The organism is Rhodococcus sp. 27YEA6 (assembly GCF_044908235.1).
Taxonomy (GTDB): Bacteria; Actinomycetota; Actinomycetes; order Mycobacteriales; family Mycobacteriaceae; genus Rhodococcus_F; species Rhodococcus_F qingshengii.
In genome coordinates, this window is record NZ_JBIYCY010000006.1 from 156101 (window position 1) to 181682 (window position 25582).

Sequence of the window (25582 nt, forward strand, 5' to 3'; positions counted from 1 at the left end):
TCACCTGCAAAGCGGCTCCGCGGACAACTTTGAGGGTTGCCTTACTTGCGTAAATCGTCACGAAGGCGCTCCTCGTCGACTTCCCAGTAACCGTGCTCGCGTCCGTCGAGAAGAATGACGGGCAATCTGTCTCCGTACTCCGCTCTCAGCTCTGGATCCGTCGCGGCAGCTTCGTCCACGTCGATGCACGTCAATTCCAGCTCGAACTCGGAACAGACCCGTCGCAGGACCTCCGCCGCGCCGACGCAGGACGCGCATCCTGCGCGTGTCAACAGGGTCACTTCATGCGTAGCTGCAGTCATCGACGCATACCTTTCTTCTACGGGGACGCCATCTACTTGATCGGTCGAGTGTGCCTCCGGAGCCCCACTCGGTGCCAAATCGGCGGAGAGGAACGTCACACACCACAGGGAAGGTCACCATCCAACCCATCGGGCCTCATCGCGGAGGATAGGCTGACTCGAAGAGTTCTCTGCTCGAGAATGCAACACGGGAGGTGCGGGTGCCTGCGCGATCACTACCGAACGGCTCCGGATTCGGATCAGGGCTTGCCGGGGTCATTCTCCCCGGACGTCGCCATGTGAAGAATCCGCTGGGCCCGAGTGAGTCGGAAGTTCGAGCCAATCTCGCCGGCGAGGCGAGCGCTGACGCAGCTCTGGCATTGCACGAAGCTGCCAACCCCACAGAACCGGAAACCGGCGAAGAGCCCCCGGCCGTTCCGCGCGACCTCACGGCCGCCGCATTCTTCGACGTCGACAACACCATGGTGCAGGGTGCGTCGATCATCCACTTCGCCCGTGGTCTCGCTGCACGAAAGTATCTCAAGACCTCGGATCTGGTGGATTTCGCGTGGAAGCAGATCAAGTTCCGAGTCACCGGCCGAGAAAGTAGCGACGACGTCGCCGAAGGCCGCGAGAAAGCACTGTCCTTCGTGGCCGGTCGATCCACCGCCGAACTCGCCCGCCTCGGCGAGGAGATCTACGACGAGGTCATCGCCGACAAGATCTGGCCAGGCACGAGGGCGTTGGCCCAGATGCACCTCGACGCCGGACAACAGGTGTGGTTGGTGACGGCAACTCCGGTCGAACTGGCTCAGGTCATCGCCGAGAAACTGGGATTGACCGGCGCCTTGGGCACTGTCGCCGAGAGTGAGGACGGCGTCTTCACCGGCCGACTCGTCGGCGACATCCTGCACGGCATGGGCAAGGCGCACGCCGTACGGACGTTGGCGGTGCGTGAAGGACTCAATCTCAAGCGCTGTTCCGCCTACTCCGACAGCCACAACGACGTTCCGATGCTCTCGTTGGTGGGGACACCGGTGGCGATCAATCCCGACGCAGATCTTCGTGAACTCGCGAAGAACCGCGGGTGGGAAGTTCGCGATTTCCGCACCGGACGAAAGGCCGCCAAGATCGGCGTACCGACGGCGCTGGTGCTCGGAGCGGTCGGCGGGGCGCTCGCGGCAATTCTCGCCAGGCGCAAAGAACAGAACGTCTGAGCGGGTTCGGTCCGGATCGAGCAGCGATCCGGACCGAACTCAGCCGAGAAAGACGTTGCGACGCTTGGCCAACAGTCGATACAGCGTCTGCTGAATGGTTTCCCGGACGTGGTCCGTGACCTCGAACAGGACCATCGGATCGTCGGCGGCACCGCTCTCGAAGGTGTCGGTGACGATGGGCTTTCCGAACTCGATGTACCACTTCGACGGCAACGGAACCAGGCCGAGCGGCCCGAAGTGTGGAAACAGCGGTGTCACCGGGAAATACGGAAGACCGAGAACGCGTGCGAGTGTGGTGAGATCACCGATTTTGGGATAGATCTCCTCCGAACCCACGATCGAGCACGGAATGATCGGAACACCGGTTCGCATTGCGGCCGACACGAAGCCACCGCGCCCGAACCGCTGCAACTTGTACCGCTCACTGAACGGTTTCCCGATGCCCTTGAATCCTTCCGGGAACACGGCCGCGACTTCACCGTCGTTGAGCAGACGCTCGGCGTCGGGGTTGCAGGCCAACGTATGACCGGCTTTGCGCGCCAGTCCACCCACCACTGGCATCTCGAATGCCATGTCCGCAGCCAACATTCGCAGTGGACGATGCGCTGGATGGTGATCGTGCACGGCAACCGACGTCATCAGTCCGTCGATCGGGATCACACCGGCGTGGTTGGCGACCACAAGCGCTCCCCCGGTGAGGGGAATGTTCTCGATCCCACTGACCTCGACGCGAAACCACTTCTCGAACAACGGGCGCAACATCGGCATGACGACGTTGTCCGCGAAATGCGGGTCGAATCCGAACTCGTCGACCTCGTAGTCGCCCGACACCCGACGTCGGAAGAATTCTGCTGCCGAGGCGATCTGGTCGACGATCGCCGACCTGGCCGAATCGACGAACGTGCTCTCACCGCCGTGGTCGGCCGCCGAGGACACTCCGGACGGATGCCGACGTTCACTTTGTTCACGGATGTCACGCTCCGCACCGGTGACGGACTCACGCGAACGGGAAGTTGCCGACTTTCCGGTGTGAGTTGCGCTGGGCCGCAGGGGAATTACCTTCGCCACGTCAGTCACCCCTTCACCGCACTTCGTCCCGACAGCGGCATGTGCATCACGTCTGCACTTGTTGCCGCCGCGGCGGTGTCACCGCCGAGGATGGTGGTCAACGCATTCTCCGCCCGATCGATCCACTCGGACTTGATGATCCGGCGCGTCTGCATCGCACGCATGAAATCGTCGAGTGCTTGCATGGTGGTCCATCGCGGCTCGAACCCCAGCTCGCTGCGCATGCGAGTGGTGTCGAGTCCGCAGCCGAACCGGAAGTACTCGAGTTGCTCGTCGGTGTACAGCCTCATGGACGACCCCACCAACGCGCTCCCGACGCTGCGGAACAGAGCGAGCGGCATGGGAACTTCCACCCTGCCTGCCCGGCGGATCGCCTGCGACATCATGACCACTCCGTCGCCGGCGATGTTGTACGTACCCGAAGCGTGTCCGATGGTCGCCTTCTCCAGCGCCGCGAGGGCATCCTCGACGTGGAGCAATTGCAGGCGCGCGTTGCGCCCGACGATGGTGGGCACGAGTGGGGCGGTGACGTAGTGCCCGACGGTTGCAGTCAGCTGAGGTCCGATCAACGGCGCCAACCGCAGAATCCCGACCGAGATGTCCGGGCGCCGACGCCCCATTCCGCGGAGGTATCCCTCGATCTCGAGGCTGTCGCGGGCATATCCGCCCGGCGGCCGGCGGCGCGCACTCATTTCTTCGGTGAACTGAGCGGGATCCTTGGCACTGCACCCGTAGACGACCGAAGCCGAGCGCAGGATCACCTTGCGAACCGTCGGCGCTTTCTGGCAGACCGCGAACAGTTGCATGGCGCCGATGACGTTCATGTCCTTCATCGCGGCGCGGCTGCCGGCTTTGGGGGCTTTCTGAAGCGTCGACGCGTGCACGACGGTGTCGACCTCGGCGTTTCGGATCACTTTGCCGATCAGCGGATTGCGGATGTCTGCTCGCACGAATTCCGCGCGGCCCATTCTGCGCATCATGTCCTTGCTCGGACTGACGGCGTCGACGGCGATGACACGCTCGATCGACGGATTCTGCGCAAGCCTGGTCACCAGGTAGCCGCCGAGAAATCTGCTCGCCCCGGTCACCAGTACGACGCGAGGCGTCGTGCCCCCTGAAGTGTTGTCACCTTCAACCACCAAGTACCCCCATATCCAGTAGAAACGCGCTCTGCCGAAGCGTCCCTCCCGCGATTTTCCCCCACTTTACGGGCAGAGGGGGTCCCGCGCTGACTACCCAAATTTCGGCCATTCAAGACAAACCGCCCAGCCAATGAGACGTGGCACACATCGCTTCCCCCCGAATATGCTGATGCCCGCCACCCCGGAAGGGGTGGCGGGCATCAACAGGTACTGCTTATTTACCGAGTTTCCTGCGCTGTACTCGGGTACGACGAAGCAGCTTGCGGTGCTTCTTCTTCGACATGCGCTTGCGACGCTTCTTGATCACTGAACCCATAGCGGGTGTCCCTCACGTTCTTCTCTAGCGTTCCTGCGCACGCCGGTCACGTACGCCTGCGCCAAGCAATTGGCGCCTGGCCCTCGTTTTAACTAGCTCAGCGCCTTACGACACCAGCTTGCTGGTACGACAGTGACTCATCGTACCGGTGTGGAGTCACTCGGCATAAACCGAGCCTCCGGCACAGCAACCGCTGTGCCCGCGACTCGGCTCACGCCGAGGTCATCCTCTTCGAACCGGCTGGTCAGCCGGCATCGAAGTACGAGGTTTCGAGGTAATCGTGTACTGCCTTCGCATGTACACGGAACGAACGGCCCACTCGTACAGCAGGCAATTCGCCACTGTGTACCAACCGGTACACAGTCATTTTCGACACCCTCATCAAAGTTGCTACCTCAGCAACAGTGAGGAATTGCGTGCCGGCCACTGCCGGCTTTCCGTCGTGGGACGAACCCATGGACGGCTTGTTTGCAGACACCATTAATCCACATACCTCCAGCACGACTCGCGCCGCCGGCTTCCCCTCCGGCGGAACAGACACGTACGTACTAAGTCGAGCTTAGCTGTACTGGTGGGGTTAAAGCGACGGGTGTGGCTAAACGGACGACTAATCCGCAGCTGCACCCATCGCGGCCGAGCGCGACTTGGCGGCATCCAAGGCATCGAAGAACGCCGTCCGCAGGCCGCCCGCTTCGAGCTGACGCAGTGCCGCAGCCGTCGTTCCGCCCGGTGACGTCACCGCGGCGCGAAGATCCGTCGCGCTGTCGCCGGTGCGATCGAGCATCGCTGCGGAACCGACCATCGTCTGCACCACCAATTCGGTAGCGACCGGGCGCGTCAGGCCGAGACCGACTCCCGCGTCGATCATCGCTTCGGCGACCAGAAAGAAGTAGGCCGGGCCGGAACCGGAGACAGCCGTGACCGCGTCGATCTGCGATTCGGGAACCGTGACCACCTTGCCGACGCTGCCGAGGATGCCGCGTACGAGCTCGAGATGCTCGGCCTTGACGTGCCGTCCGGGCGAGAGCACGCTCACGCCCTCCCCGACCAACATGGGGGTGTTCGGCATGACGCGGATGACCGGGAACCCTGCGGGCAGACGCGTTTCGAAGAATCCCGTGGGGATTCCCGCCGCAAGGGAAACGATCAATTGTTCGAGGTCGCCGTCCAGATCGACCTTCGTCAACGCCGTGAGCGCTGACTCGACGTCGTTCGGCTTCACCGCGATGACGATGACGTCCGCACCCTCGGCGGCATCGGCGACCGTGCTGACGCGGATGGAGTATTCGGCGATCAATTCGTCTGCGCGAGGCTGATATTGCTCGGCGACGACCAGATCCTTGATGGCGTGGCCGGCCTGCAACAGCCCGGAGATCAGCGCCTCGCCGATCTTGCCGCCACCGATAATCGCAATTCTTGTCATGGCGAACAGCCTGCCACGACCGCAGCGATCGACCCTAGCGGGGCATCATCGCCAATTGACGACTCTGGACGACGACTGCGCCCGTCGAATCGAGAACAGCATGATCCTCTTCGAACCACGTGCTGCCCAGAACATCCGAGCTCGCCCGCACGCGAAGCCATCCCGGCGTCGGCAGTCGGCGCAGGTACGTCGTCAACTGCACGGTCGGCGCCCACCCGAACAGGCCGCGGTTCATCGTCACCGGCGCGCTGATGTCACCCGCCATGATCGCGAACAGCACAGCGGTGTCGAGGTCGTTTTCGTCCTCGGGTCGAGGACGGACCCACATCCTGACCTCGGCCTCGCCTTGGCTGCCGGTCAGGAAGTGCGCCGAGGTGGTGTCGATTCGCATGTCGCAACCCTGACCGACATGCACGACCTGCGCCATCGGGTGATCGCCGATGACTGCCACCGCACTCTCCGGCGGTTCCGGTGACATGTCGTCGATCGACGAGGCCGTGACGAAGGTGGGGTCGCCGTCATCGGGGAATCCGAGCGTGACCGCCGCGCGAACAGCGCTGCGGCCCGCCTGGCTCAACTCGACGTCGAACAACGCGACCTGGCGCCCCTGCTTTCGGACGATCACCTCCAGTTCGACTTCACCCGGATCTGGGGCCGACAGATAGTTGGCGCTCACCGCGAGTGGCTGCATCTTCAGAAGCGAGTCGTTCTCACCTGCGCCGTCTCGCAGACATCGACGCGCGGCAGCGGCGCACACAGCCATCATGGAGCCGCCGTGCACTTTCGGCCCGATGGTCCAGATCGAATCGATCGTTGCGGTGTATCGCCCGTCGCCGAGCGAGGTGAGGCGATTGAGATCTTGAAAGGGACTGGTGCTCATCGATTTTCCTGTTCGGTGCTTTCTCGGTGTTGCGGGAAATGTCGTGCGGCCAAATCTTGGTGCGCCAGGCGTCGCAAAGCTGTCAGGACGGGTTCGTACATGGCGGTTCCGAGGACCGCATAGCGAATGCCGTCCTCGGTCGAACTGGTAGGCATCAGCTCGATTTCCACTTCGGCAATCCCTCGGATGTGGTCGCCGTAGGCGCGCAGGCGCTCGTCCGAGAGACTCAGTCCTGCATCCTCGAGGCCGATCAGTGCCCGCTCGAGGTGCGCGACCGCCACGTACCTCGGCTCGAAAACCTGACCGAGAAACTCCAGAACCTTGCGAGCTCTGGGGAACTCTGGATCCGGTTCAGGTTCGACGTACGGGGGTAGTTGCGCGATTGCGCGGCCGAAAGTCTCGAATTCGGATCGCTCGTCAGTGTCCACCAGTTCGAGCACCGCGCGAATCCGTGGAATCGCGAGTCCCGCCCCGGCCAGGGCCCTGATCAACGCGAGTCGCCGGACGTGCTGTTCGCCGTACCTCGCTCCCGTTGCGCTGGTCGGCTCACCCGGCATCAGCAGACCTTCACGGAGGTAGTACTTGATAGTGGCCAGTGCAACGCCGGACTGTGCGGCCAGTTCGGAAACCTTCACCGCTCCTCCGTCCAACTCGCTCGACCCTTTACTGGATAGTGATGCTATCCAATGGTGGCCGAGCATCGGTAAGGAGGACACGCCTTGCGCTAGGGTTGAACCTTCTTTAGTCACACCACCAGAAATTTCCGAACGGAGCGAACAGGCGGAATGACGGATTTGCAGTCGGAGGCTCAGCCCGACGAACAGTGGCGCATCGTGGAACCACTGACGCTGACTCCCCTGCTCACCGCCGCACTCGAGGTGTTCCACGAACTCGGTTACCACGGAGCGTCGGTTCGTGACATCGCAAAACGTGCCGGTGTCACCGTGCCGACGCTGTATTACCACCACGGCAACAAACAGGGCATCCTCGTCGCGCTGATGGAACCGGGCATCGAGAACGTCACCGCACGCGCGAGCGCTGCGGTCGACGCTGCCGGACCGTCGCCGACGGCACAGTTCGGCAATCTCGTCGAGGCGTGTGTTCTGCACATGACCAGTCGCTCCGACATAGCCTTCCTCGATTCCGAACTGCGATACCTCGAGGACGCGGAACGAAAGAGCTACGCCGCCAAGCGAAAGAAGCTCGAGAACCTACTCGTCGACGTACTGACGGCAGGCGTCGAGAGCGGTGAGTTCACGGTCCCGGACATCACCGGAACGGGCCGTGCACTACTGGGAATGTGTCAGTCCGTCGTCCTCTGGTATCGACTCGACGGACCGCAGACTCCGCGCGAAGTCAGTGTTCTCTACCGCGAGATAGCCCTGAAAGCCGTCGGCGTCACTTCTTGAGCACTGAACTTCCCGGCATGTCCGATTAGCCCTTAACTGACGAACGTCACACCTGTCGGCTGACACCGAAACCGGGACGCGCCCACGGTCGCGGGTCCACACTTAGAAGCAGAGATGCGCGGGGTGGATCCGCAGACCGAGGGAGTTCTTGACGTATGGCCAACAGCAATCCATTTGTTCCTCCTAGCGCGGTCGACGTCGACCTTTCCGCGGTCGCCTGGGGGGCGAACCGCACGATGTCCGACTTCGAGACTGGAATGTGGCGGATGGAAGAGGCGCAGCCGCAACTGCGCTCACCGATCGTTGCGGTAGAGGTACTCGATCGTGCCCCGGACTGGGATCGACTTCTCGACGCAGTCGAGTGGGCATCGCACGTGGTTCCGCGTATTCGTATGCGAGCAGTGGAACCGGCAATGCAGCTGGGCAATCCGGTGTGGTCCGTCGATCCCGAGTTCGACATCGGCTACCACCTACGACGCGTCCGCCTACCTGCACCGGCGGACTTCGATCACGCACTGCGCATGTGTCGTCACCTTGCGACGGAACCTTTCGACAAGGCTCGACCGCCGTGGAGCGCGCTGCTCATCGAAGGTCTCGACGACGGTCGCGCCGTGTTCGTGGTCAAGACTCACCACTCCATCACCGACGGCATGGGCGGCATCCAGATGATGACGCTCCTGCACAGCAGACGCCCGGACCCCACTCCGAACAAGCCCGACCGCACACCGCCTGCTCCTGAGCATCTGTCATCGGTGGGCGCCTTCGGCGAGGAGGTCGTCAGCGAGATCCGGCGTGCGCCCTCGCGTATCGCCAAGCTGGTCCGCGGTGCCACCAATGTTGCGACCACGGCGATCTCGAGTCCGATCACGACGGCTTCCGAGGTCCTCGGTTACGCCAATTCACTCCGCAAGATCGTCACTCCCCCAGCTCGTTCCGGTTCCCCTCTGCTCCACGATCGTGGTCTCGGACGGTGGTTCGGAACTCTCGAAGTGGGTGTTCCCGAGCTCAAGGCCGGAGCAAAAGCTGCCGGCGGCTCACTCAACGACGCTTACGTCGCCGCATTGCTCGGCGGCTTCCATCGCTACCACGAAGCCTTCGGACAATCCGTCGAGAGCATCCCGATGGGTATGCCGATCAGCATGCGCACGGGCGCGGATGCCAACGGCGGCAACCGGTTTGCAGCCGTTCGCTTCAACGGCCCGGTCGCCGAAACGGATCCGGCCAAACGCATCAGGCAGGTGCGAGAGATCGTTCTGAGTCTGCGTGAGGAACCGGCGTTGGACGCTATCGACGTCGCCGCCCCGATCCTCGCTCGCCTGCCGAACTATCTACTCGCGAACTGGTATCTGTCCCAGTCGACGGGTCTGGACCTGCAGGCCAGCAACGTCGCCGGCGTACCGGTACCGGTCTATCTCGCCGGAGCGAAGATCGAGCGGATGTTCCCGTTCGGCCCGGCGCCCGGTTGCGCGGCAATGGCGACACTGGTCTCCCACGTCGGGGTGTGCTGTATCGGAATCAATCTCGACACCGCCGCGATCACAAAACCCGCGCTGCTGATGCAGTGCTTGCAGGAGAGCCTGGACGAGATCGTCGCTCTCGGAGTCACAACGGAAGGTGCGTGAGTCATGAGCGAGAACACGACCAACCCGCGCGTGTACCTCACCGAAACCATGACAGAGGCCGAAGCCGGCGTGCTGCGAAAGTGGCTTGCCGACAAGGCAACCGAATCCGAAACACGGCCGGTCACCGTCAACATCACCGACAAGACCCTGGCCGAACTGGCGGCGCGGACCGACGACCCGATGCTCGCGCCGCTTCGCGTGGTGTGGATCCCGGACACCCATACCAAGCACAACGTCGCGGTGCGACTACGTGATGCGCTGGCACCACGCGATCCTCTCCACCCCGGACGCGGTGCACAACGCAGAACCCTGCGCACCGACCCCTCTCGGTGCCAGGTCATCGAAGGTGAACCCGCACCACTGAGCGATCTCGAGCGCCGCCTCGAAAAGAGCGGTGGCGGTTCGCTACCGGAGTTCATCCGACGGCAGGCCGCTCTGGCACTCGAACGCGCCGAATTGGGCCTACTGGGTGGCCAGTACAAGGTGTCACGGTTCGTCGTCGACGAGATCACCGACACCCGCCGATTCGCCACCGAGGTCATGGCTTTGGCCGACCGGTTGAACATCGCCGTCGCCGAAGTCGATCGCCGCGCACGTGAAGCTCTCGAAGAAATGGTTGCCACCCAGAGTCGCCAAGCCATCGCGGTGTGGGATCGCCTGGGCCGCTACTTCGCTCGCGCCTACAAGCTGGACGTGGACACGAGCCGCTTCGAGGAACTCCGTGAGCTGAACAAGGAACACTCACTGGTCTTCCTCCCCAGTCACCGTTCGTACCTCGATCCCCTCGTCCTGCGTCCGGCGTTGATCGCGAACGGCTTGCCGCTCAATCACGTCATGGGCGGCCTCAACATCAGTTTCTGGCCCATGGGCTCGATCCTCAAGCGCAGCGGCACCGTCTTCATTCGTCGAAGCATCGGCAACGACGAGGTCTACAAATGGTCGATGCACGAGTACATGCGCTATCTGCTGACCAAGCGCTTCAATCTGGAGTGGTACATCGAAGGTGGACGCGGACGTACCGGGAAACTACGCCCGCCGCGCTTCGGTCTCCTGACCTACCTGACCAAGGCATTTCAGGTCAGCGGAGCGTCCGACGTGTACCTCGTCCCGGTTGCGCTGAGCTACGACCAACTCTACGAGGTCGGGGCCATGGCTGCCGAGGCGCTCGGCGCCGAGAAGACACCGGAAGGCCTGCGCTGGATGGTGGGTTACGTACGCGCCCAGGGAAAACGCAACGGTGTCGCGCACGTGACCATCGGCCGGCCGCTCTCACTCGCGGACGCACTCAGCCAGGAAACCGATCAGCGCCTCGCCATTCAGAAGGCCGGCATCGAGGTGTGTCACCGCATCAACGAGGTCACCCCGGTGACCGTGTCTTCACTGGCGATGTTGGCGTTCCTCGGAATCGAAGACCGGGCGTTGACAGTTCGTGAACTCACCGCGATTCTCACGCCGCTGTTCGGCTACATCACCGCGCGAAATCTTCCGATCGCCGGCGACGTCGAACTGTCCGATCCGCGTGTCATCGAGAAGGCATTGCAGACACACGTCGATTCCGGGGTGCTCGAGCGCTTCGATCGGGGCGGCGAGCAGGTCTTCTACCTCGGCAAGGACCAGCATCTTGTCGCTGCCTTCTACCGCAACAACACGATTCACTTTCTTGTCGTGCGTGCCATCACCGAACTCGTACTTCAGGCAGCCGTCGAAGAGCGGTTCGAGGACCCCATCGGGGACGGGTGGGCAGAGGCCAAGCGCATCCGAGATTTGTTGAAATTCGAGTTCTTCTTCAGTGACCGGGACACGTTCGAGCAGGAGATGCGGACCGAGCTGACGCTGATCGACCCCGAGTGGGAAACCGTCATGGCCGACGACAAACGAACCGAGCACATGATCGAGACGGTTCGCCCGTACCTCGCGCACCGCGTGCTCCAACCGTTCCTCGAGGCGTACCAGGTTGTCGCCGATCAGCTTGTGCTCGCGCCGATTTCGACATCGTTCGACGAAAAGTCGTTCATCAGCAACTGCATCGACGTCGCACATCAGCGTCGACTGCGGCAGCAGATCGCCAGCAACGAATCCGTCTCCGGTGAGTTGTTCGCCACCGCACTGAATTTGGCGCGCAACCGTAACTTGATCGAAGTCGACGACGACGGAGTCCGGGCCCGGCGCCTGGCATTCGCTGCCGAGATCAAGGTTCAGGTCGAGCGCCTGCGTCACCTTCGCGCACTCGCGCATGCACGACTCGATCAGGTGGCGATGCCGGTACCGGACGCCGCTGCGGTAGTGACCATTCCAGAAGCAAACCGAGCGCCCGCCGCGAACGAGGAAGTAGGACTGTGACCGGACTCGAGCGTCTGCACTCCGCCATCGAAGCCGCCCCGCCCGGGCCCGGAACGATCGCCGCCTTCGACCTCGACGGCACCTTGATCAGCGGGTACTCGGCCAGCGTTGTGTACCGAGACCGCCTGCGACGCTTGGATATCAGCGTCGGCGAACTCTTGCGCACCACCGGTGCCGCGATCGACACCCAATTCCGCGGCGCTGACGTCGGAGCACTGATGGACATCGGCGTTCGAGCCTTGGGCGGCCGTACCGTCGAGGAACTGAACGACTGGGGCCGACGGCTGTTCAAGCAGGAGATCGCCGCGATGATCTACCCGGAAGCCCGCGGGCTACTGGCGGCACACCGGCGAGCCGGCCACACGATCGTGATGGCTACGTCGGCGACTCCGTTCCAGGCCAAGTACGTCGCCGAAGATCTCGACATCGAAGACGTGCTGTGCACCGAACCCGAAGTCGTCGACGGCATGCTCACCGGCGAACTGTCTTCGCCCGCACTGTGGGGGCCGGCCAAGGCCAATGCCCTTGCAGGCTATGCCGAGAAGATGGGCGCCGATCTGAAGAACGCGTTTGCGTACTCCAACGGTGTCGAAGACGTCTTCATGCTCGAGGCCGTCGGGCGACCTGTCGCGTTGAATCCCGATCGTGGTCTGGCCAAGATCGCGTTGCGCAATCACTGGCCTTCGGTCAGCCTGCGTAAACCGCAACGAGGCGCAACACCGATCTCCACGATCCGAACGGCGACGGCCATGGGCGCGCTTGCTGCCACCGCCGCCCTCGGTGCGTCGGCAGGCATTGTCACCGGGAACCGTCAACTGGGTGCGAACCTGGTCGGCACGTACGGCCCCGACATCTCGCTCTCACTGCTGGGCATCGACGTCGAGATCGACGGCGAGCACAACGTGTGGGATCACCGCCCGGCGGTGTTCATGTTCAACCATCAGAGTTCCCTGGACATGTTGGTCCTGGGCACCGTGATCAAGCGTGACGTGACCGGCGTCGCGAAGAAGGAAGCGGCAAGCGATCCGCGGTTCATGCCCGTCGGTGCACTGCTCGACGTCGCCTACATCGACCGCACCGACACCACGAAGGCGAAGGCTGCACTGCAACCGGCAGTCGACAAGCTGAAGAATGGTGTCTCGATAGTCATAGCTCCGGAGGGCACCCGTTCTCCGACGCCACGTCTGGGCCCTTTCAAGAAGGGTGGATTCCACTTGGCGATCCAAGCCGGTGTGCCGATCGTGCCCGTGGTGATTCACAACGCGGGTGAACGGATGTGGCGCAATTCGCTTGTCGCCCATCCAGGCCCGGTCTATGTCTCGGTGCTCGATCCCATCTCGACCGAAGGCTGGGAGACCAAAGACCTCGACGCACACGTCGAGAAGGTACGCGCGCAGTTCGAAGCTGCGCTACTTGCCGGCCACCGCTGAGCGTGCCAGGTGCTCGCGTGCAAACGCGAGCGCCTGCGCCAGCATCGACGACCGCTCCCGCCGGGTGCGCGCGTTCTGCGTGTTGATCTCGATGACTGCCTGGCCGCTGAATTCGCTCGCAGCCAATTGCTGACACAACTCCGCGCACGGCTGTGAGCCATGCCCCGGAATCAGGTGCTCGTCCATCGACGCCCCGCGACCGTCGGCCAGGTGCAGGTGCTCGAGCCCCTTGCCCATACGGGAGGCCAACTCCAGGGCATCCATGCCCGCCGTCGCGGTGTGCGACAGGTCGAGTGTGTAGTGAGCATGATCGGAATCGGTCGGGTCGTACGACGGACTGAACGCGGACAACGCTGCCCCTGGACCGCCACGTTTACGCAGACGCTCCGCGGACTTGTCCTTGCCGCCGAAGAAGCTGTCGGCGCGCATGGGGAACATGTTCTCCACCGCCACCACGACGCTGCTCTTCGATTCGAGATCGACAACCTGTTCCGCGAAGCCTTCGGCGTACTTGCGCTGCCACCGGAACGGCGGGTGGACGACCACCGTCGTCGCTCCCAAGGTTTCGGCGGTGCGCACCGAACGCTCGAGCTTCTCGACCGGATCGGAACCCCACACGCGCTGCGAAATCAGCAGACACGGCGCATGCACGGCCTGCACCGGAATCGCATACTTGCGAACGAGGGCAGCGACAGCACCGACGTCCTGACTCACGGATTCGGCCCACACCATCAGTTCGACACCGTCGTATCCGAGATCAGCGGCGTAGCGAAATGCTGCTTCCGTGTTCTCCGGATATACCGAAGCCGTCGACAGGCCGACGGCTATCGGCCGACGAACCATGCGCTGCGATCCCCCGATCATCGTCCGATCAACCCGAGGTCAACAAGAACGCCAGTGGACCGAGCGTCACGATCATGCCGACGACCACCGCGATCACGAAACTCGTGATGTCGTCCGTCTTCCGCAGAACCCGCACGACGGCAACCAAGCCGACGATCACGATCAGCGCGAGCACCAACGCCACCCATGGCAGCATGTCCCACAGCTTCTCGAAGCCCTTGAACATCGCGCCGCCGACGATCAGTGCAACAACCACCTGACCGGCAAGCACTGCCCATTCACGGATCGAGTTACGCTCGCCTGCCTCTTCCGCTGCCGATTCGGCTTGGACATCGGACTCCGCGACGGCACTGGAGTCTTTTGCACTGTCAGCGACTGCCGGTGCCTTGACCAGATCGACCACGGCGGTGGATTCGGCCTCGCCGGCATCCGCGTCTGCGATCTTGTCGATCAGTTCGGTGCTCTCTTCCGGCGCGGCCGGAGCAGGAGCGGTCTGTGCAGGTGTCTTGGCGACGGGAGTGGGGACACGCGGCGGCAGGATCGGCGGACGCAACGACGGCGACTGCGTTGCGGCGCGCTCCTGACGCATCAGGTCGCCCGCCAGGGTCTGACCCGACAGCAGGGCCGGTTCCTGCGTTACCTGCGTCGGTGACGAGGAGTTGAGCGGTGCCCGGCTCACCCACTGTCCGGGCGAGGACTTCGAGGTCTGTCCCGGCGAAGGCGTGGAAGTCGGCTTCGGAGTGGTGACCGGCGGCGCAGCAACCGGCTTCGACTCACCCTTGGGTGCCTGCGGCTCGTCATCGTCATCGTCGTCGTCGAACGAGACGGCGAAGGCTGCGGTGCGATCAGCGGGAACCTTCGGTGCCGGTTCGGCTGACTTGGCGGTTTCCGCGACAGCCTCGGCCGGCGCTGAAGGTGCAGAGTTTTCCGGCGCAGCGGCTTCGGGCCGGGCTGCTGGTTCGTCGGACTCGGGCTCGGCGGCCGCGCGCGATCCCGACTGGCGAACGATCGGGATCTCACCCGTCAGTTCGGCGACGGAGATGCCACCGGCTACGCCGCGCCGGCGTCGTCCACCTCGGGATTCGACGCTCTGACCGTTCCGCTTGAGCAGTTCCGCTACGGAAATCTGCTGACTGTCCTCGGTCATCAAGCACTCACCACCAATTCACCGCCCATTTCTGTGTCGAGCTTTCGCAGAATCAGACCCTCACGCAGTGCCCAGGGACAAATTTCCAATTCGTCCACTCCGAGCGCCCGCATGGTTGCCTCTGCGATGAGCGCGCCGGCCACAATCTGCTGTGACCGATCCGAGCTCACTCCTTCCAATTCTGCACGGTCCGCCGCCGTCATCCTGGATATGAAGGCTATGAGTTGCCTGAGTCCGCTGGAAGTCAGGGTCCGTTTTGCCCGGGGGCCTGCGGCAGAAGGGGCCGCGCCGGTGAGCCGAGCCAACGATCGGAAGGTCTTCGAAGTCCCGACCGTGCGGTCCCAGTCGCCGGCGGCGCGCAGTTCCTTGGCTGGTCCGACCAACTCCGCGTCCAGCCAGTCGCGCAATACAGCGACCCGGCGCTTGCCCGGCGGATCAGCCTGTAGCCAGTCGCGCGTCAACCGTCCGGCACCGAGTTGCAGTGAGAAGGCGACGTCCGGATCCTCGTCACCACCTGCGGTGAGTTCGAGCGAGCCGCCGCCGATGTCCAGGTTCAGGATGCGTCCGGCGCTCCAGCCGTACCAGCGGCGCACGGCCAGAAAGGTCAAGCGGGCTTCGTCGACCCCGGACAGAACCTCGAGGTTGACTCCGGTCTCGGCGCGGACGCGGGCGAGTACGGCTTCGGAATTGTTGGCGTCACGGACCGCGGAAGTGGCAAAAGCCATCATTTCCTCGCACCCGGACGTCTTGGCGATACCGGCGAATTCGGAAACCGTCGAGACCAACCGATCGGCTCCTGACGTGGTGATATCGCCGCGGTCGTCAGTGTTTTCTGCCAGCCTCAACGTGGACTTGGTCGAGCTCATGGGTGTTGGGTGGCCGCCCCGATGGGCGTCCACAACCAATAGATGGACGGTATTGCTTCCGACGTCGAGTACCCCTAGTCGCACATCGCCACGTTACTGGGTCTACGGTCGGCCCTTGTGACAGCAGGTAACCCAGACCGGTCCCACAAGATGACTCCGAGCCCCGAGGTCGATCTCGATTTCCCGCGCGAATGGGTCGAATTTGTCGATCCGGATAACTCCGAACACCTCATTTCCGCTGATATGACGTGGTTGCTCTCGCATTGGACCTGCGTGTTCGGCACGCCGGCGTGTCAGGGCATCATCGGAGACCGCCCGGACGACGGTTGCTGCTCGCACGGCGCTTTCCTCTCCGATCAGGAAGATCAGGACAAGCTCGATGCGTCAGTGAAACTGCTCACAGCCGAAGACTGGCAGTTCATGGAAAAGGGTCTCGGCAAGAAGGGCTACGTCGAAGAAGATGACCTCGAGGACGAGCCCGCGCTGCGCACCCGCCGCTACAAAGGAGCGTGCATCTTCCTCAACCGGCCGGGTTTTGCCGGAGGCGAGGGCTGCGCTCTGCATTCCATGGCGCTCAAGAAGGGCATCGAGCCGCTCGAGGTGAAACCGGACGTGTGCTGGCAGCTACCGATCCGCCGCACCCAGGACTGGGTCGACCGGCCGGACGGCGTCCAGATCCTCAAGACCACGATCACCGAGTACGACCGCCGCGGCTGGGGTGAGGGCGGCGACGACCTCGCCTGGTACTGCTCCGGCTCCCCCGACGCTCATGTCGGGGAGCGGCAGGTCTGGCAGTCCTACGGGCCCGAGTTGACGGAACTTCTCGGAAAGCGCGCGTACGACGAGCTGGCTCGCCTCTGCAGGCGTCGCGCGGGCCTCGGCCTCATCGCAGTCCATCCGGCGACCACGATCGCTCAGAACAAAGCTCAGGGCTGACTCCGCCTGAACAAAAAGAATTCAGCCGCTCACACGATCGTGTGAGCGGCTGAATTCTTCTCGACATTTCTTCCTCGACATTTCTTCTCGACGAGGTTCGATCACGCTTCGAGCTTGTAACCCAATCCACGGACCGTGACCAGATGTTCCGGCTTGGCCGGATCCGATTCGATCTTCGAACGCAACCGCTTCACGTGTACGTCAAGGGTTTTGGTGTCACCGACGTAGTCGGCGCCCCAGACGCGGTCGATCAACTGTCCGCGGGTCAGCACCCGACCGGAGTTGCGGAGCAGGTACTCGAGGAGATCGAACTCCTTGAGCGGCAACGTCACCGGGTTACCCGCGACCTGCACGACGTGGCGCTCGACGTCCATCCGTACCGGTCCGGCCTCGAGCACCCCGTTGTCGGAGGCGAGGTCCGCCTCGTTCTCCACCCCGCGGCGCAGCACCGCACGGATGCGAGCGATCAGCTCACGCGCCGAATACGGTTTGGTCACATAGTCGTCCGCACCGAGTTCCAGTCCGACGACCTTGTCGATCTCACTGTCACGCGCCGTCACCATGATGACGGGGACGCCGGAGCGCGACCGCAGCGCCTTGCAGACGTCCGTGCCACTCATGCCGGGCAGCATGAGGTCGAGCAGGACGATGTCCGCTCCGGAGCGATCGAATTCCGCCAACGCCGACGGTCCGTCGTTGACGATGGTGGTCTCGAAGCCTTCCTTGCGGAGCAGGAACGCCAGCGGGTCCGCCAAGGACTCCTCGTCCTCCACGATCAGCACACTCGTCATCGTTTGGCCTCCATGCCGTTTTCTCTACTGCCTTGTTCTCGTCTGCCGATCCGCGTGGAACCGGCGGTTCCCGCGTCGTCAGAGTCGATGTCGTCGTCCGACTCCACGTGTGCCGGTATCTGCAACGTGAAGGTAGACCCTGTACCCGGTTTGCTCCACAGTTCGATGGAGCCGTTGTGATTGGCCGCGACGTGTTTGACGATCGCCAGCCCCAGACCGGTTCCACCGGTCTGCCGTGACCGCGCCTTGTCCACGCGGAAGAATCTCTCGAACACTCGCTCCTGGTCCGCTTTCGCGATGCCTTCTCCTCGGTCGGTGACTGCGATCGCGACATTGTCGCCGCGTACCGACCGACTGACGGAAACCGGAGAACCCTTGGGCGAGTACGCAATAGCGTTCTCGATGAGGTTGGACAATGCCGTGACGAGGAGAGTCTGATCCCCGAGTACTTCCAGCCCACTCGGATGGTCGGTGGTGACCGTGATCCCGGCGGCCTCGGCCGACAGATTCGACCTCGACAGTGCTTCGGACACCACGGTGTCGACGTCGACCACGTCGAGATCCGGCAGCTTCTCGGCACCTTGCAGACGCGAGAGTGCGATCAACTCGGTGACCATCTTGCCCAGACGAATCGACTCACCGAGCACCCGTTCGCCGAAGTGGCGCACCGATTCCGGGTCGTCAGCGGACTCGAGCAGCGCCTCCGCGAGCAGGCTCATCGCACCGACCGGCGTCTTGAGTTCGTGGCTGACGTTCGCGACGAAATCGCGTCGGGTCGCCTCCATGCGGACCTGCTCGGAATCGTCGTCGGCGAACAGGACCACGAAGTTGCGATCGTCCTTGCTGAGCAACCGGGCCGTGCCACGTACCGCGATCTTGTCGCGGCCCCGCTGAGCGGTCTGCGCCGTCAGATCGACCTCGACGGGTTGACCCGTCCGCAGAACTTCCTGAGCAGCCCGCCAAGCTCGCTCGTCGACCAGACGATTCTTGACGAGGCCGAGTTCCTCGGCGCGAGGATTGAAGAGCACGACGTCGTGAAAACCGTCGACGACGGCGATACCGCTTTCCGAAGCCAACACGATGAGGTCGAGAACCTGGGACATCGTGAGCCCGGTCTGTTCGTCCGAGCGCTGACTCTGGCGCGACGACAGCCTGGGTACCAGCACCCCGCCGACGAGGTAGCCGACCAAGCCGGCGACCACGACCAGCAGCACTGCAATCACGACACTCACGGCGCAATCGTACGTTCGCGCGAAGAGTCGGTTACGGCGGGTTCGGACGTTCCCACCCGTGTAATCCGCCAGGTGGACGGCGTTGGTTCGTCGTTCATCTGCTGTTGGCCGAGGCCCCCCGAAATCACTGTTCGGGGGGCCTCGACGCACATCATCGGGTTGCTACTTTCCGCCCTGATTCGCCACCGCGGCGGCGCCGGCAGCTGCGGCCTCCGGATCCAGGTAGGTGCCGCCGGGATTGAGCGGCTTCAGGTTCTCGTCGAGGTCGTAACGCAGCGGGATTCCGGTCGGGATGTTCAGGCCCGCGATGTCCTCGTCCGAGATGCCGTCGAGGTGCTTGACCAACGCACGCAGCGAGTTGCCGTGCGCGGTGACCAGCACGTTCCGACCGGCGAGCAGCTCCTGGGAGATGGTGTCCTCCCAGTACGGGATCAGACGCTTGACGACGTCGAGCAGGCACTCGGTCAAGGGAACCTCGTCGAGGTTCGCGTACCGGGGATCGGTGTCCTGGCTGTACTCGCTGCCGGCTTCGATGGCGGGCGGCGGGGTGTCGTAGCTACGACGCCAGAGCATGAACTGCTCGTTTCCGTACTCTTCCTTGGTCTGCGCCTTGTTCTTGCCCTGCAGAGCGCCGTAGTGGCGCTCGTTGAGACGCCAGTCGCGCACTACCGGGATCCAGTGGCGATCGGCGGCGTCGAGCGCGAGGTTGGCTGTGCTGATCGCGCGGCGCAGCAGAGACGTGTAGAGAACGTCGGGCAACAGGTTGTGCTCGGCGAGCAGTTCGCCGGCGCGCTTGCCCTCGGCCATGCCCTTGTCTGTCAGGTGTACGTCCACCCAGCCGGTGAACAGATTGAGTGCATTCCATTCGCTCTCGCCGTGGCGGAGCAGGACCAGGGTTCCGATACTCATGGCGTTCATCCTGGCACGAGTACCGGAACCCTTCTTGATCAACCCTGTCCGGAAATCAGCTCGGAGCAACTTCCGCAGTTCGCAGATCCTTGCGGAGGATCTTTCCGGCCGCGGATTTCGGCACGGTGCTGATGAATGAAACCTGGCGGACCTTCTTGTGCGGCGAGACGCGCTCGGCGACGAAGGTGATCACGTCGGCTTCGGTCAACTCGGCGCCGTCCTGGAGCACGACGAATGCCTTCGGGACCTCTTCGCCCTCGGCGTCGAGCACACCGATCACTGCGGCGTCGGCGATCTGCGGATGGGTCAGCAGCAAGGCCTCGAGTTCCGCCGGGGGAACCTGGTAGCCCTTGTACTTGATCAGTTCCTTGAGGCGGTCGACGATCTTGACGACGCCGTCGCCGTCGACGGTCGCGATGTCACCGGTGTGCAGGTAACCGTCGTCGTCGAGGGTGTCCTTGGTGGCCTGGTCGTTGCCGAGGTAGCCGAGCATGATGTTCGGGCCCTTGCACCACAGTTCGCCGGGCTCGCTGACGCCGTCCGAGCCGAGAGCCGGGTACGCGACCTCTTCGCCCGTTCCGGGGTCGACGAGCTTGCATTCCATGTTGGCGATGGTCGGACCGCACGTGTCGAGGGCGATGTCGTCACGATCGAACGGGATCGCGTGCGAGACCGGGCTCATCTCGGACATGCCGTAGCCCTGGCGGACGTGGCAGTTCAACCGGTCGGCGACGGCCTTGCCGAGCGCCGCGTCGAGCGGGGCCGCACCGGAGAAGATGGTGTGCACGCTCGAGAGGTCGTACTGATCGACGAGCGGATGCTTGGCCAGCGCGACGGCAACGGGCGGTGCGACGAAGATGTACGTCGACTTCTGCTCGGCGACGATCCGCAGGAACTCGACGAGATCGAACTTCGGCATCGTGATGAGGCTCGCGCGGCGGTAGAGCGCAGCGTTGAGCAGGACAGTCATGCCGTAGATGTGGAAGAACGGCAGGACCGCGAGAATCTTGTCGTCGGTCTCGATACCCATCCGCGGAATGATCTGGCAGACGTTGGCCACGAGGTTCCGATGAGTGAGCATGACCCCCTTGGGTCGGCCGGTGGTGCCCGAGGAGTACGGCAGCACCGCGAGTTGGGTGGCCGGATCGAAGGAGACCTCGGGCGCCGCTGCACCCTCGCCGAGCAGATCACGCAGCGAGAGGTGGCCTTCGGCCCCGTCGAGCACGAACACGTTCTCGGCCGGGATACCGACCAGGTCAGCAGCGGCCTTTGCCTGCGGCAGGAGCGGCGAGACGGTGAAGAGGAACTTGGCCTTGGAATCGGTGAGCTGCTTGGCGATGTCCTCGGCGGTGTAGAGCGCGTTGATCGTGGTCGCGACGCCACCGGCACGAAGGATGCCGTGGAAGACGGAACCGAAGGCCGGGACGTTGGGCGAATGCAGCCCGACCACGTCGCCGACGGCGAGTCCGCGCGCTGCAAGAGCGCCTGCAACGCCGTTGATCTGTGCGATCAGCGAAGCGTATGTGGTGACTGCGCCCGAACTGCCCTCGACGAATGCCGTCTTGTCGAGGTCTGCGGGGTCGGTGTTTCCGAACAGGAAGTCGTAGACGCTGAGGTTGGGGATTTCAACGTCGGGGAACGGACTCTTGAAGCTCACTGTGCTCCTCGAAAAGTTGCGCGGCGGGGTGGTGTGACCAACTTACTGTGACTCACGGGAACAGTATTATTCCGTGACGACAGTCACAAGTAAAGGTCACTTTACGTGACACATTCGCGATGTGTCTCACCCCGCTCGATCAGCTCTGCGCGGGCTCTTCCTCGATGAGGTGCTTGAACGGTTCGAGATTCGCCAGCGACTCGCCTCGCGACACCCGCCACGCCCACTCACGCTTGATGGACGAGGAGAAGCCGAGTTCGAGGATGACGTTGAAATCGCCGTCGGCGGCTTCGAGAACCTGACCGAGCACTCGGTCGAGTTCATCGCCGGTCACGGCATGCTCCGCGATCTTGCCGACCAGGTAGATGTCCCCGACCTTGTCGAGTGTGTACGCCACCCCGTACAGACGGCGGTTGCGCTTGAGCAGGAACTTGTAGACGCCTTCGAAGTTCTCGTCCACCTTGCGGCACACGAAGGCCTCGACCCGCACACCGTGATTGCCGACGGTGAGCAGAGTCGACGTCTTGAGTTTGTGTTCACCGGGAAGTTCGACGATGAAATGCGCGTCGCCTTTTCTGGTGAAGTCGAGTTCACGCTCGGTGAGGGCCTGCTCGATGGTGTCCGAAATGCTGCTCATGTACGCACTCCCCCGGTCCGGCGCAGACGCCACAGACCCCGCGCACGGCGGGGCGAGAAGTCGCTGGGACCGGTTCCGTTGTTGTAGTTGACTGCGGCTTTGCGATAGCTCTCGAGCAAACCGTCCGCGGTGTGTTCCCACGAGAAATTTTCGGCGTGACGCGGTGCCTGCGCGGCGAGTTCGGCCAAGCGCGTCGGTGCTGTCACCAAAGATTCGAGGGCGCCGGCCCAGTCTTCGGTGCGGTGTCCTTGAACCAGCAGGCCTGTCTCCCCGTTGCGTACGGCTACTCCCAGTCCGCCGACGTCGGCGGCGATCACGGGAGTTCCGCAGGCTTGAGCTTCGATGGCGACCAATCCGAAGGACTCCGAATAGCTCGGCACCGCAACCAGATCCGAGGCACGGTAGACATCGGCGAGACGCTCAGGAGCCTGCGGCGGCAAGAACGTCACCTGCGCGGTGATGCCGAGTGAGCGTGCCAGTTCGATCAGCACGTCCGGCCGCGCGAGGCCAGTTCCGGACGGCCCGCCGACGACGAGGATGCGCAACGGCAACTCGGGGCGACGGCTGATCACTTCGGCGGCAGCACGCAGCAGAACGTCCGGCGCTTTCAGAGGTTGGATCCGGCCGACGAAAGTCACGACGATCTCGCCCGGGTCCAACCCCAACGACGCGCGGGCGGAATCGCGATCGCCCGGTCGGTAGCGGGTGAGATCGGCGCCGGGAGCCACGACGTCGATACGCGTGGGATCTGCGCCGTACAACTCGTGCAGCGCCTTGGCTTCGTCGGTGGTGTTGGCGACCAGGCGATCGGACTCGGCGACTACTTGCTGCTCGCCGATCTGACGTGCTGCCGGCTCCGGGGTGTCTCCCTCGGCAAGCGAAAGATTCTTCACCGCCGCGAGGGTGTGGGCGGTGTGTACGAGGGGCACGCCCCAGCGGTCACGGGCCAGCCAGCCGACCTGACCGGACAACCAGTAGTGCGAGTGAATCAGGCTGTAGTACCCGGGCTCGTGTCGCGCTTCCTCCCGTAGAACTCCTGCGACGAAGGCACACAGTTGAGTCGGCAGATCCGCCTTGTCCAGCCCTTCGAAGGGACCAGCAGCAATGTTCCGAACCCGCACTCCGGGAGCGGCGTCCACCACGGGTGCGTCGGCCGAGGACGTCGCGCGGGTGAATATCTCCACCTCGACGCCACGTTTGGCGAGCTGAATGGCGGATTGCAGAACGTAGACGTTCATCCCACCCGCGTCACCGGTGCCGGGTTGCGCCAATGGCGAGGTGTGGACCGAGAGAACGGCCACCCGGCGAGGGCGCGAAATGTGCATGGGCGTCACGACTCCATACTGCCCCCTCACCGGGCGCGAACTCTAACCGAGGCTCGAGATGAAGGTTCGCACTTCGGACACGAATCGTGTCGGATTCTCCACGAACGGGCCGTGATTGCAGCCTTCCCAGTACGACGCCTGGGACTTGGGAATCAGTTCCTCGGCGTGCTTACCTGCGCTCACGTCGACGACGGAGTCCTCGGTTCCGTGCAGAACGAGAACGGGGATATCCAGGTTGCGGAGCAAGTCGTCGTGACCGACAGCACGGTTGAACAGTGCTGCGCGCACCCGCGGACGCGTCGAGAGGCTGTACCCGAACAAGGCCTGCGACGCTGCACCCTTGCCCTCGGGTGGGCCGGTGAGAGCATTGCCGAAAGCGCCGAGTGCACGGATCGCCTCGCGGGGATCTTCGGACATCGCGCCGGGAACTGCGCTACGCATCGCCGAGCCGACCTTGCCACCTTTTTCGCCGCGCCCGATGCTGGTGATCGCCCCGACCAGAACCGCACCCGCCACCGCGCCGGTGCCGTGCGCTGCCAGGTAATCGCAGATCACCAGACCGCCGTACGACCAGCCGAGCAGGATCGCGTTCTCGGTGACGCCTTCGGCCGCAAGAACAGCCGCGACGTCGCCGGCCCAGTTCGCGGAATCGTCGTATCCGGATTCGGGCGCATCGGAGTAACCGTGGCCGCGCAGATCGACGGCGATCAGCCGATAGTCCGCGGCCAGGTCCGCGAGGACCTGCTCGCCCCAGCACTGCGAGGACTGAGCCCAGCCGTGCAGCAACACCAGCGGGGTCCCCGCCGAATTTCCGGTTACTCGATAGACGATGGACGTGCCGTCGACGCTGACGGCTTCACGAATAGACATGCCGTCACGATAGAGGCTGCGACTGCGGCGCCGACGGCGAGCATGTAGGCCGACGGGACGCCGTAGCGATCGATCAGCTGTCCGGCCAGCGCAGACCCGAGCGCCACGCCGACGCCGAGGCCGGTAACCGTCAGGGTCATTCCCTCGGTGAGCTTTTCCGGCGGGACGATCTGTTCGACCAGGGCTGTCGCGATGATGAGCGTCGGTGCGATGGTCGCGCCCGCCAGCACGTAGGCACCCGCAAGTGCGGCCACGTTTCCGACCAACAGAAGCGGGACGCTGAGAACGGCGACCGCCGAGGACGCGATCATCAACTGCCCGCGCAGCGATCGCGCCGGGTGCATCGACCCGAAGATCAGTCCCGCGATTCCCGAACCGCCGGCGAACAGCGCGAGGACCAGCGTCGCCGACCCCGGCGAATTCTGTTCCTTGGTGAACGCGATGGCGCCGACGTCGATGACGCCGAAGATCGTTCCGAGCATCACCATGATCACGATGACGATCCACATCACGTGGTTACCGAGAACCGATCGTCCGCGGCCGGGTCGACGCGGATGCACCTTCGGTTCGGTTCCGCGCTGTATGACCAGCAGCAGGGTTCCGGTGACCAGCAGGATCAACCCTGCCAGTGGTCCAGCCTCGGGGAAGAGCCCGATGCTCAGACCTACCGATATGACCGGGCCCGCCACGAAGCAGAGCTCGTCCACCACCGATTCGAAGGCGAAGGCGGTGCGCAGCTGAGGTTTTCCGACATAGATCGCCACCCACCTGGCGCGAATCATCGCGCCGATCGTCGGAGTGGCGCCGCCGGGGACGACCAGAACGAACAGCAGCCAGTCGGGAGCTTCCATCCGGACTGCGAGCAGGAGCGCCCCGATCGCGGTGACGCTCACGGCTGCGGCAATCGGCAGGACCGCTCGCTGTCCGAAGCGGTCGACCGCACGCGAGACCGCGGGCGCGATGATCGCCGACGAGAGCGCAAAAACCGCGGCGAGCGCGCCGGCGAGCGCGTAGTCACCACGAAGTTGCGAGATCATCGTCACGATTCCGATACCGATCATGGCGATCGGCAGCCTTGCGACAAATCCGGCGGCCGAGAAGGCGACCGATCCGGGGGCGGCAAAGATCTCGCGGTAGGCGCTCAGCAGGCCTTTGTTGGTAGATTCGCTCATGTCAGCTTCTCGTGCACTGAACAAGGTTCACAGAGCCGAGGCCGACTCGACAAATCGTTTTCACTGTGC

25 protein-coding genes are annotated in these 25582 nt (G+C 63.6%); 6 read left to right on the forward strand and 19 right to left on the reverse strand.

The genetic code is table 11. The features are described 5' to 3' along the window. Positions 1-41: 41 nt before the first annotated feature. The gene (locus ABH939_RS18040) at positions 42-302 is read right to left on the reverse strand and encodes a glutaredoxin family protein (RefSeq protein ID WP_003941953.1); all 261 of its coding nucleotides are present in this window, start codon (positions 300-302) and stop codon (positions 42-44) included. A gap of 200 nt (positions 303-502) precedes the next feature. Between ABH939_RS18040 and ABH939_RS18045 the strand changes: the two genes are divergently transcribed. Continuing rightward, positions 503-1498: an HAD family phosphatase gene (locus ABH939_RS18045; protein ID WP_003941873.1), complete on the forward strand. Its 996-nt coding sequence runs from the start codon at positions 503-505 to the stop codon at positions 1496-1498. Positions 1499-1537: 39 nt separating this feature from the next. Here ABH939_RS18045 and ABH939_RS18050 read toward each other — a convergent pair whose 3' ends face one another. From ABH939_RS18050 to ABH939_RS18080, 7 genes are all read right to left on the reverse strand, one after another. Further along, positions 1538-2575, reverse strand: a complete 1038-nt coding sequence (locus ABH939_RS18050) for a lysophospholipid acyltransferase family protein (protein WP_042923247.1) — start codon at positions 2573-2575, stop codon at positions 1538-1540. Then, positions 2572-3705: an NAD-dependent epimerase/dehydratase family protein gene (locus tag ABH939_RS18055; protein ID WP_007735316.1), complete on the reverse strand. Its 1134-nt coding sequence runs from the start codon at positions 3703-3705 to the stop codon at positions 2572-2574. The genes ABH939_RS18050 and ABH939_RS18055 overlap by 4 nt, the downstream gene beginning before the upstream one ends. 217 nt (positions 3706-3922) lie before the next feature. Beyond that, positions 3923-4024, reverse strand: coding sequence for a 30S ribosomal protein bS22 (locus ABH939_RS18060; protein WP_003402602.1), 102 nt, complete (start codon positions 4022-4024; stop codon positions 3923-3925). 244 nt (positions 4025-4268) lie between these two features. Beyond that, complete coding sequence (locus ABH939_RS18065; RefSeq protein ID WP_003941845.1) at positions 4269-4505, reverse strand: helix-turn-helix domain-containing protein; 237 nt, start codon at positions 4503-4505, stop codon at positions 4269-4271. 126 nt (positions 4506-4631) lie between these two features. Next, entirely contained in the window at positions 4632-5447 is an 816-nt protein-coding gene (gene proC, locus ABH939_RS18070; protein WP_003941923.1) for a pyrroline-5-carboxylate reductase, read from the reverse strand. Positions 5448-5481: 34 nt separating this feature from the next. Further along, complete coding sequence (locus ABH939_RS18075) at positions 5482-6327, reverse strand: thioesterase family protein (protein ID WP_042923249.1); 846 nt, start codon at positions 6325-6327, stop codon at positions 5482-5484. Further along, positions 6324-6962 carry a MerR family transcriptional regulator gene (locus tag ABH939_RS18080; RefSeq protein WP_042453006.1) on the reverse strand — a complete coding sequence of 213 codons (639 nt, stop codon included), beginning with the start codon at positions 6960-6962 and terminating at the stop codon, positions 6324-6326. Before ABH939_RS18080 ends, ABH939_RS18075 begins: the two co-directional genes overlap by 4 nt. 150 nt (positions 6963-7112) lie before the next feature. On the opposite strand from ABH939_RS18080, the gene ABH939_RS18085 reads away from it, so the two are divergent. From ABH939_RS18085 to ABH939_RS18100, 4 genes are all read left to right on the forward strand, one after another. Continuing rightward, entirely contained in the window at positions 7113-7736 is a 624-nt protein-coding gene (locus ABH939_RS18085; RefSeq protein ID WP_003942051.1) for a TetR/AcrR family transcriptional regulator, read from the forward strand. Between the two features lie 155 nt (positions 7737-7891). Continuing rightward, the gene (locus tag ABH939_RS18090) at positions 7892-9358 is read left to right on the forward strand and encodes a wax ester/triacylglycerol synthase domain-containing protein (RefSeq protein ID WP_003941881.1); all 1467 of its coding nucleotides are present in this window, start codon (positions 7892-7894) and stop codon (positions 9356-9358) included. Positions 9359-9361: 3 nt separating this feature from the next. Further along, positions 9362-11698 (forward strand): glycerol-3-phosphate 1-O-acyltransferase, encoded by a 2337-nt coding sequence (locus ABH939_RS18095; RefSeq protein WP_218696068.1) that lies wholly within the window; start codon positions 9362-9364, stop codon positions 11696-11698. Then, positions 11695-13128, forward strand: a complete 1434-nt coding sequence (locus tag ABH939_RS18100) for an HAD-IB family hydrolase (RefSeq protein WP_003941905.1) — start codon at positions 11695-11697, stop codon at positions 13126-13128. The genes ABH939_RS18095 and ABH939_RS18100 overlap by 4 nt, the downstream gene beginning before the upstream one ends. Here the strand turns inward: ABH939_RS18100 and ABH939_RS18105 are convergent. Genes ABH939_RS18105 through ABH939_RS18115 form a run of 3 tightly spaced genes read right to left on the reverse strand, consistent with a single transcriptional unit; the run spans position 13108 to position 16068 of the window. Continuing rightward, entirely contained in the window at positions 13108-13992 is an 885-nt protein-coding gene (locus tag ABH939_RS18105) for a sugar phosphate isomerase/epimerase (protein ID WP_003941889.1), read from the reverse strand. The genes ABH939_RS18100 and ABH939_RS18105 overlap by 21 nt on opposite strands. Before the next feature lie 7 nt (positions 13993-13999). Continuing rightward, positions 14000-15118, reverse strand: coding sequence for a hypothetical protein (locus tag ABH939_RS18110; protein WP_404649915.1), 1119 nt, complete (start codon positions 15116-15118; stop codon positions 14000-14002). Beyond that, positions 15118-16068, reverse strand: a complete 951-nt coding sequence (locus tag ABH939_RS18115; protein WP_003941975.1) for a Ppx/GppA phosphatase family protein — start codon at positions 16066-16068, stop codon at positions 15118-15120. Before ABH939_RS18115 ends, ABH939_RS18110 begins: the two co-directional genes overlap by 1 nt. A 66-nt stretch (positions 16069-16134) precedes the next feature. On the opposite strand from ABH939_RS18115, the gene ABH939_RS18120 reads away from it, so the two are divergent. After that, positions 16135-16920, forward strand: a complete 786-nt coding sequence (locus ABH939_RS18120; RefSeq protein ID WP_404649916.1) for a hypothetical protein — start codon at positions 16135-16137, stop codon at positions 16918-16920. A 101-nt stretch (positions 16921-17021) separates the two neighbouring features. On the opposite strand, the gene ABH939_RS18125 is transcribed toward ABH939_RS18120, so the two are convergent. The 8 genes from ABH939_RS18125 to ABH939_RS18160 all read right to left on the reverse strand — a co-directional run bounded on the left by ABH939_RS18125 (position 17022) and on the right by ABH939_RS18160 (position 25513). After that, a complete protein-coding gene (locus tag ABH939_RS18125; RefSeq protein WP_003942020.1) occupies positions 17022-17711 on the reverse strand; it encodes a response regulator transcription factor in 690 nt (229 codons plus the stop codon). Continuing rightward, positions 17708-18943 (reverse strand): cell wall metabolism sensor histidine kinase WalK, encoded by a 1236-nt coding sequence (locus ABH939_RS18130; RefSeq protein ID WP_003941938.1) that lies wholly within the window; start codon positions 18941-18943, stop codon positions 17708-17710. The genes ABH939_RS18125 and ABH939_RS18130 overlap by 4 nt, the downstream gene beginning before the upstream one ends. Positions 18944-19105: 162 nt before the next feature. Continuing rightward, positions 19106-19861, reverse strand: a complete 756-nt coding sequence (locus ABH939_RS18135; RefSeq protein WP_003941992.1) for a phosphoglyceromutase — start codon at positions 19859-19861, stop codon at positions 19106-19108. A gap of 46 nt (positions 19862-19907) precedes the next feature. Next, the gene (locus ABH939_RS18140) at positions 19908-21509 is read right to left on the reverse strand and encodes an AMP-binding protein (protein WP_064688317.1); all 1602 of its coding nucleotides are present in this window, start codon (positions 21507-21509) and stop codon (positions 19908-19910) included. 139 nt (positions 21510-21648) lie between these two features. Next, the gene (locus ABH939_RS18145) at positions 21649-22146 is read right to left on the reverse strand and encodes a YbjN domain-containing protein (protein WP_338927764.1); all 498 of its coding nucleotides are present in this window, start codon (positions 22144-22146) and stop codon (positions 21649-21651) included. Next, on the reverse strand, positions 22143-23471 hold the full coding sequence (mshA, locus tag ABH939_RS18150) for a D-inositol-3-phosphate glycosyltransferase (protein ID WP_065352118.1): 1329 nt from the start codon (positions 23469-23471) through the stop codon (positions 22143-22145). The genes ABH939_RS18145 and mshA overlap by 4 nt, the downstream gene beginning before the upstream one ends. Positions 23472-23513: 42 nt before the next feature. After that, positions 23514-24341 carry an alpha/beta fold hydrolase gene (locus ABH939_RS18155; protein ID WP_404649917.1) on the reverse strand — a complete coding sequence of 276 codons (828 nt, stop codon included), beginning with the start codon at positions 24339-24341 and terminating at the stop codon, positions 23514-23516. After that, positions 24287-25513 carry an MFS transporter gene (locus ABH939_RS18160; RefSeq protein ID WP_003942019.1) on the reverse strand — a complete coding sequence of 409 codons (1227 nt, stop codon included), beginning with the start codon at positions 25511-25513 and terminating at the stop codon, positions 24287-24289. The genes ABH939_RS18155 and ABH939_RS18160 overlap by 55 nt, the downstream gene beginning before the upstream one ends. Positions 25514-25582 lie beyond the last annotated feature (69 nt).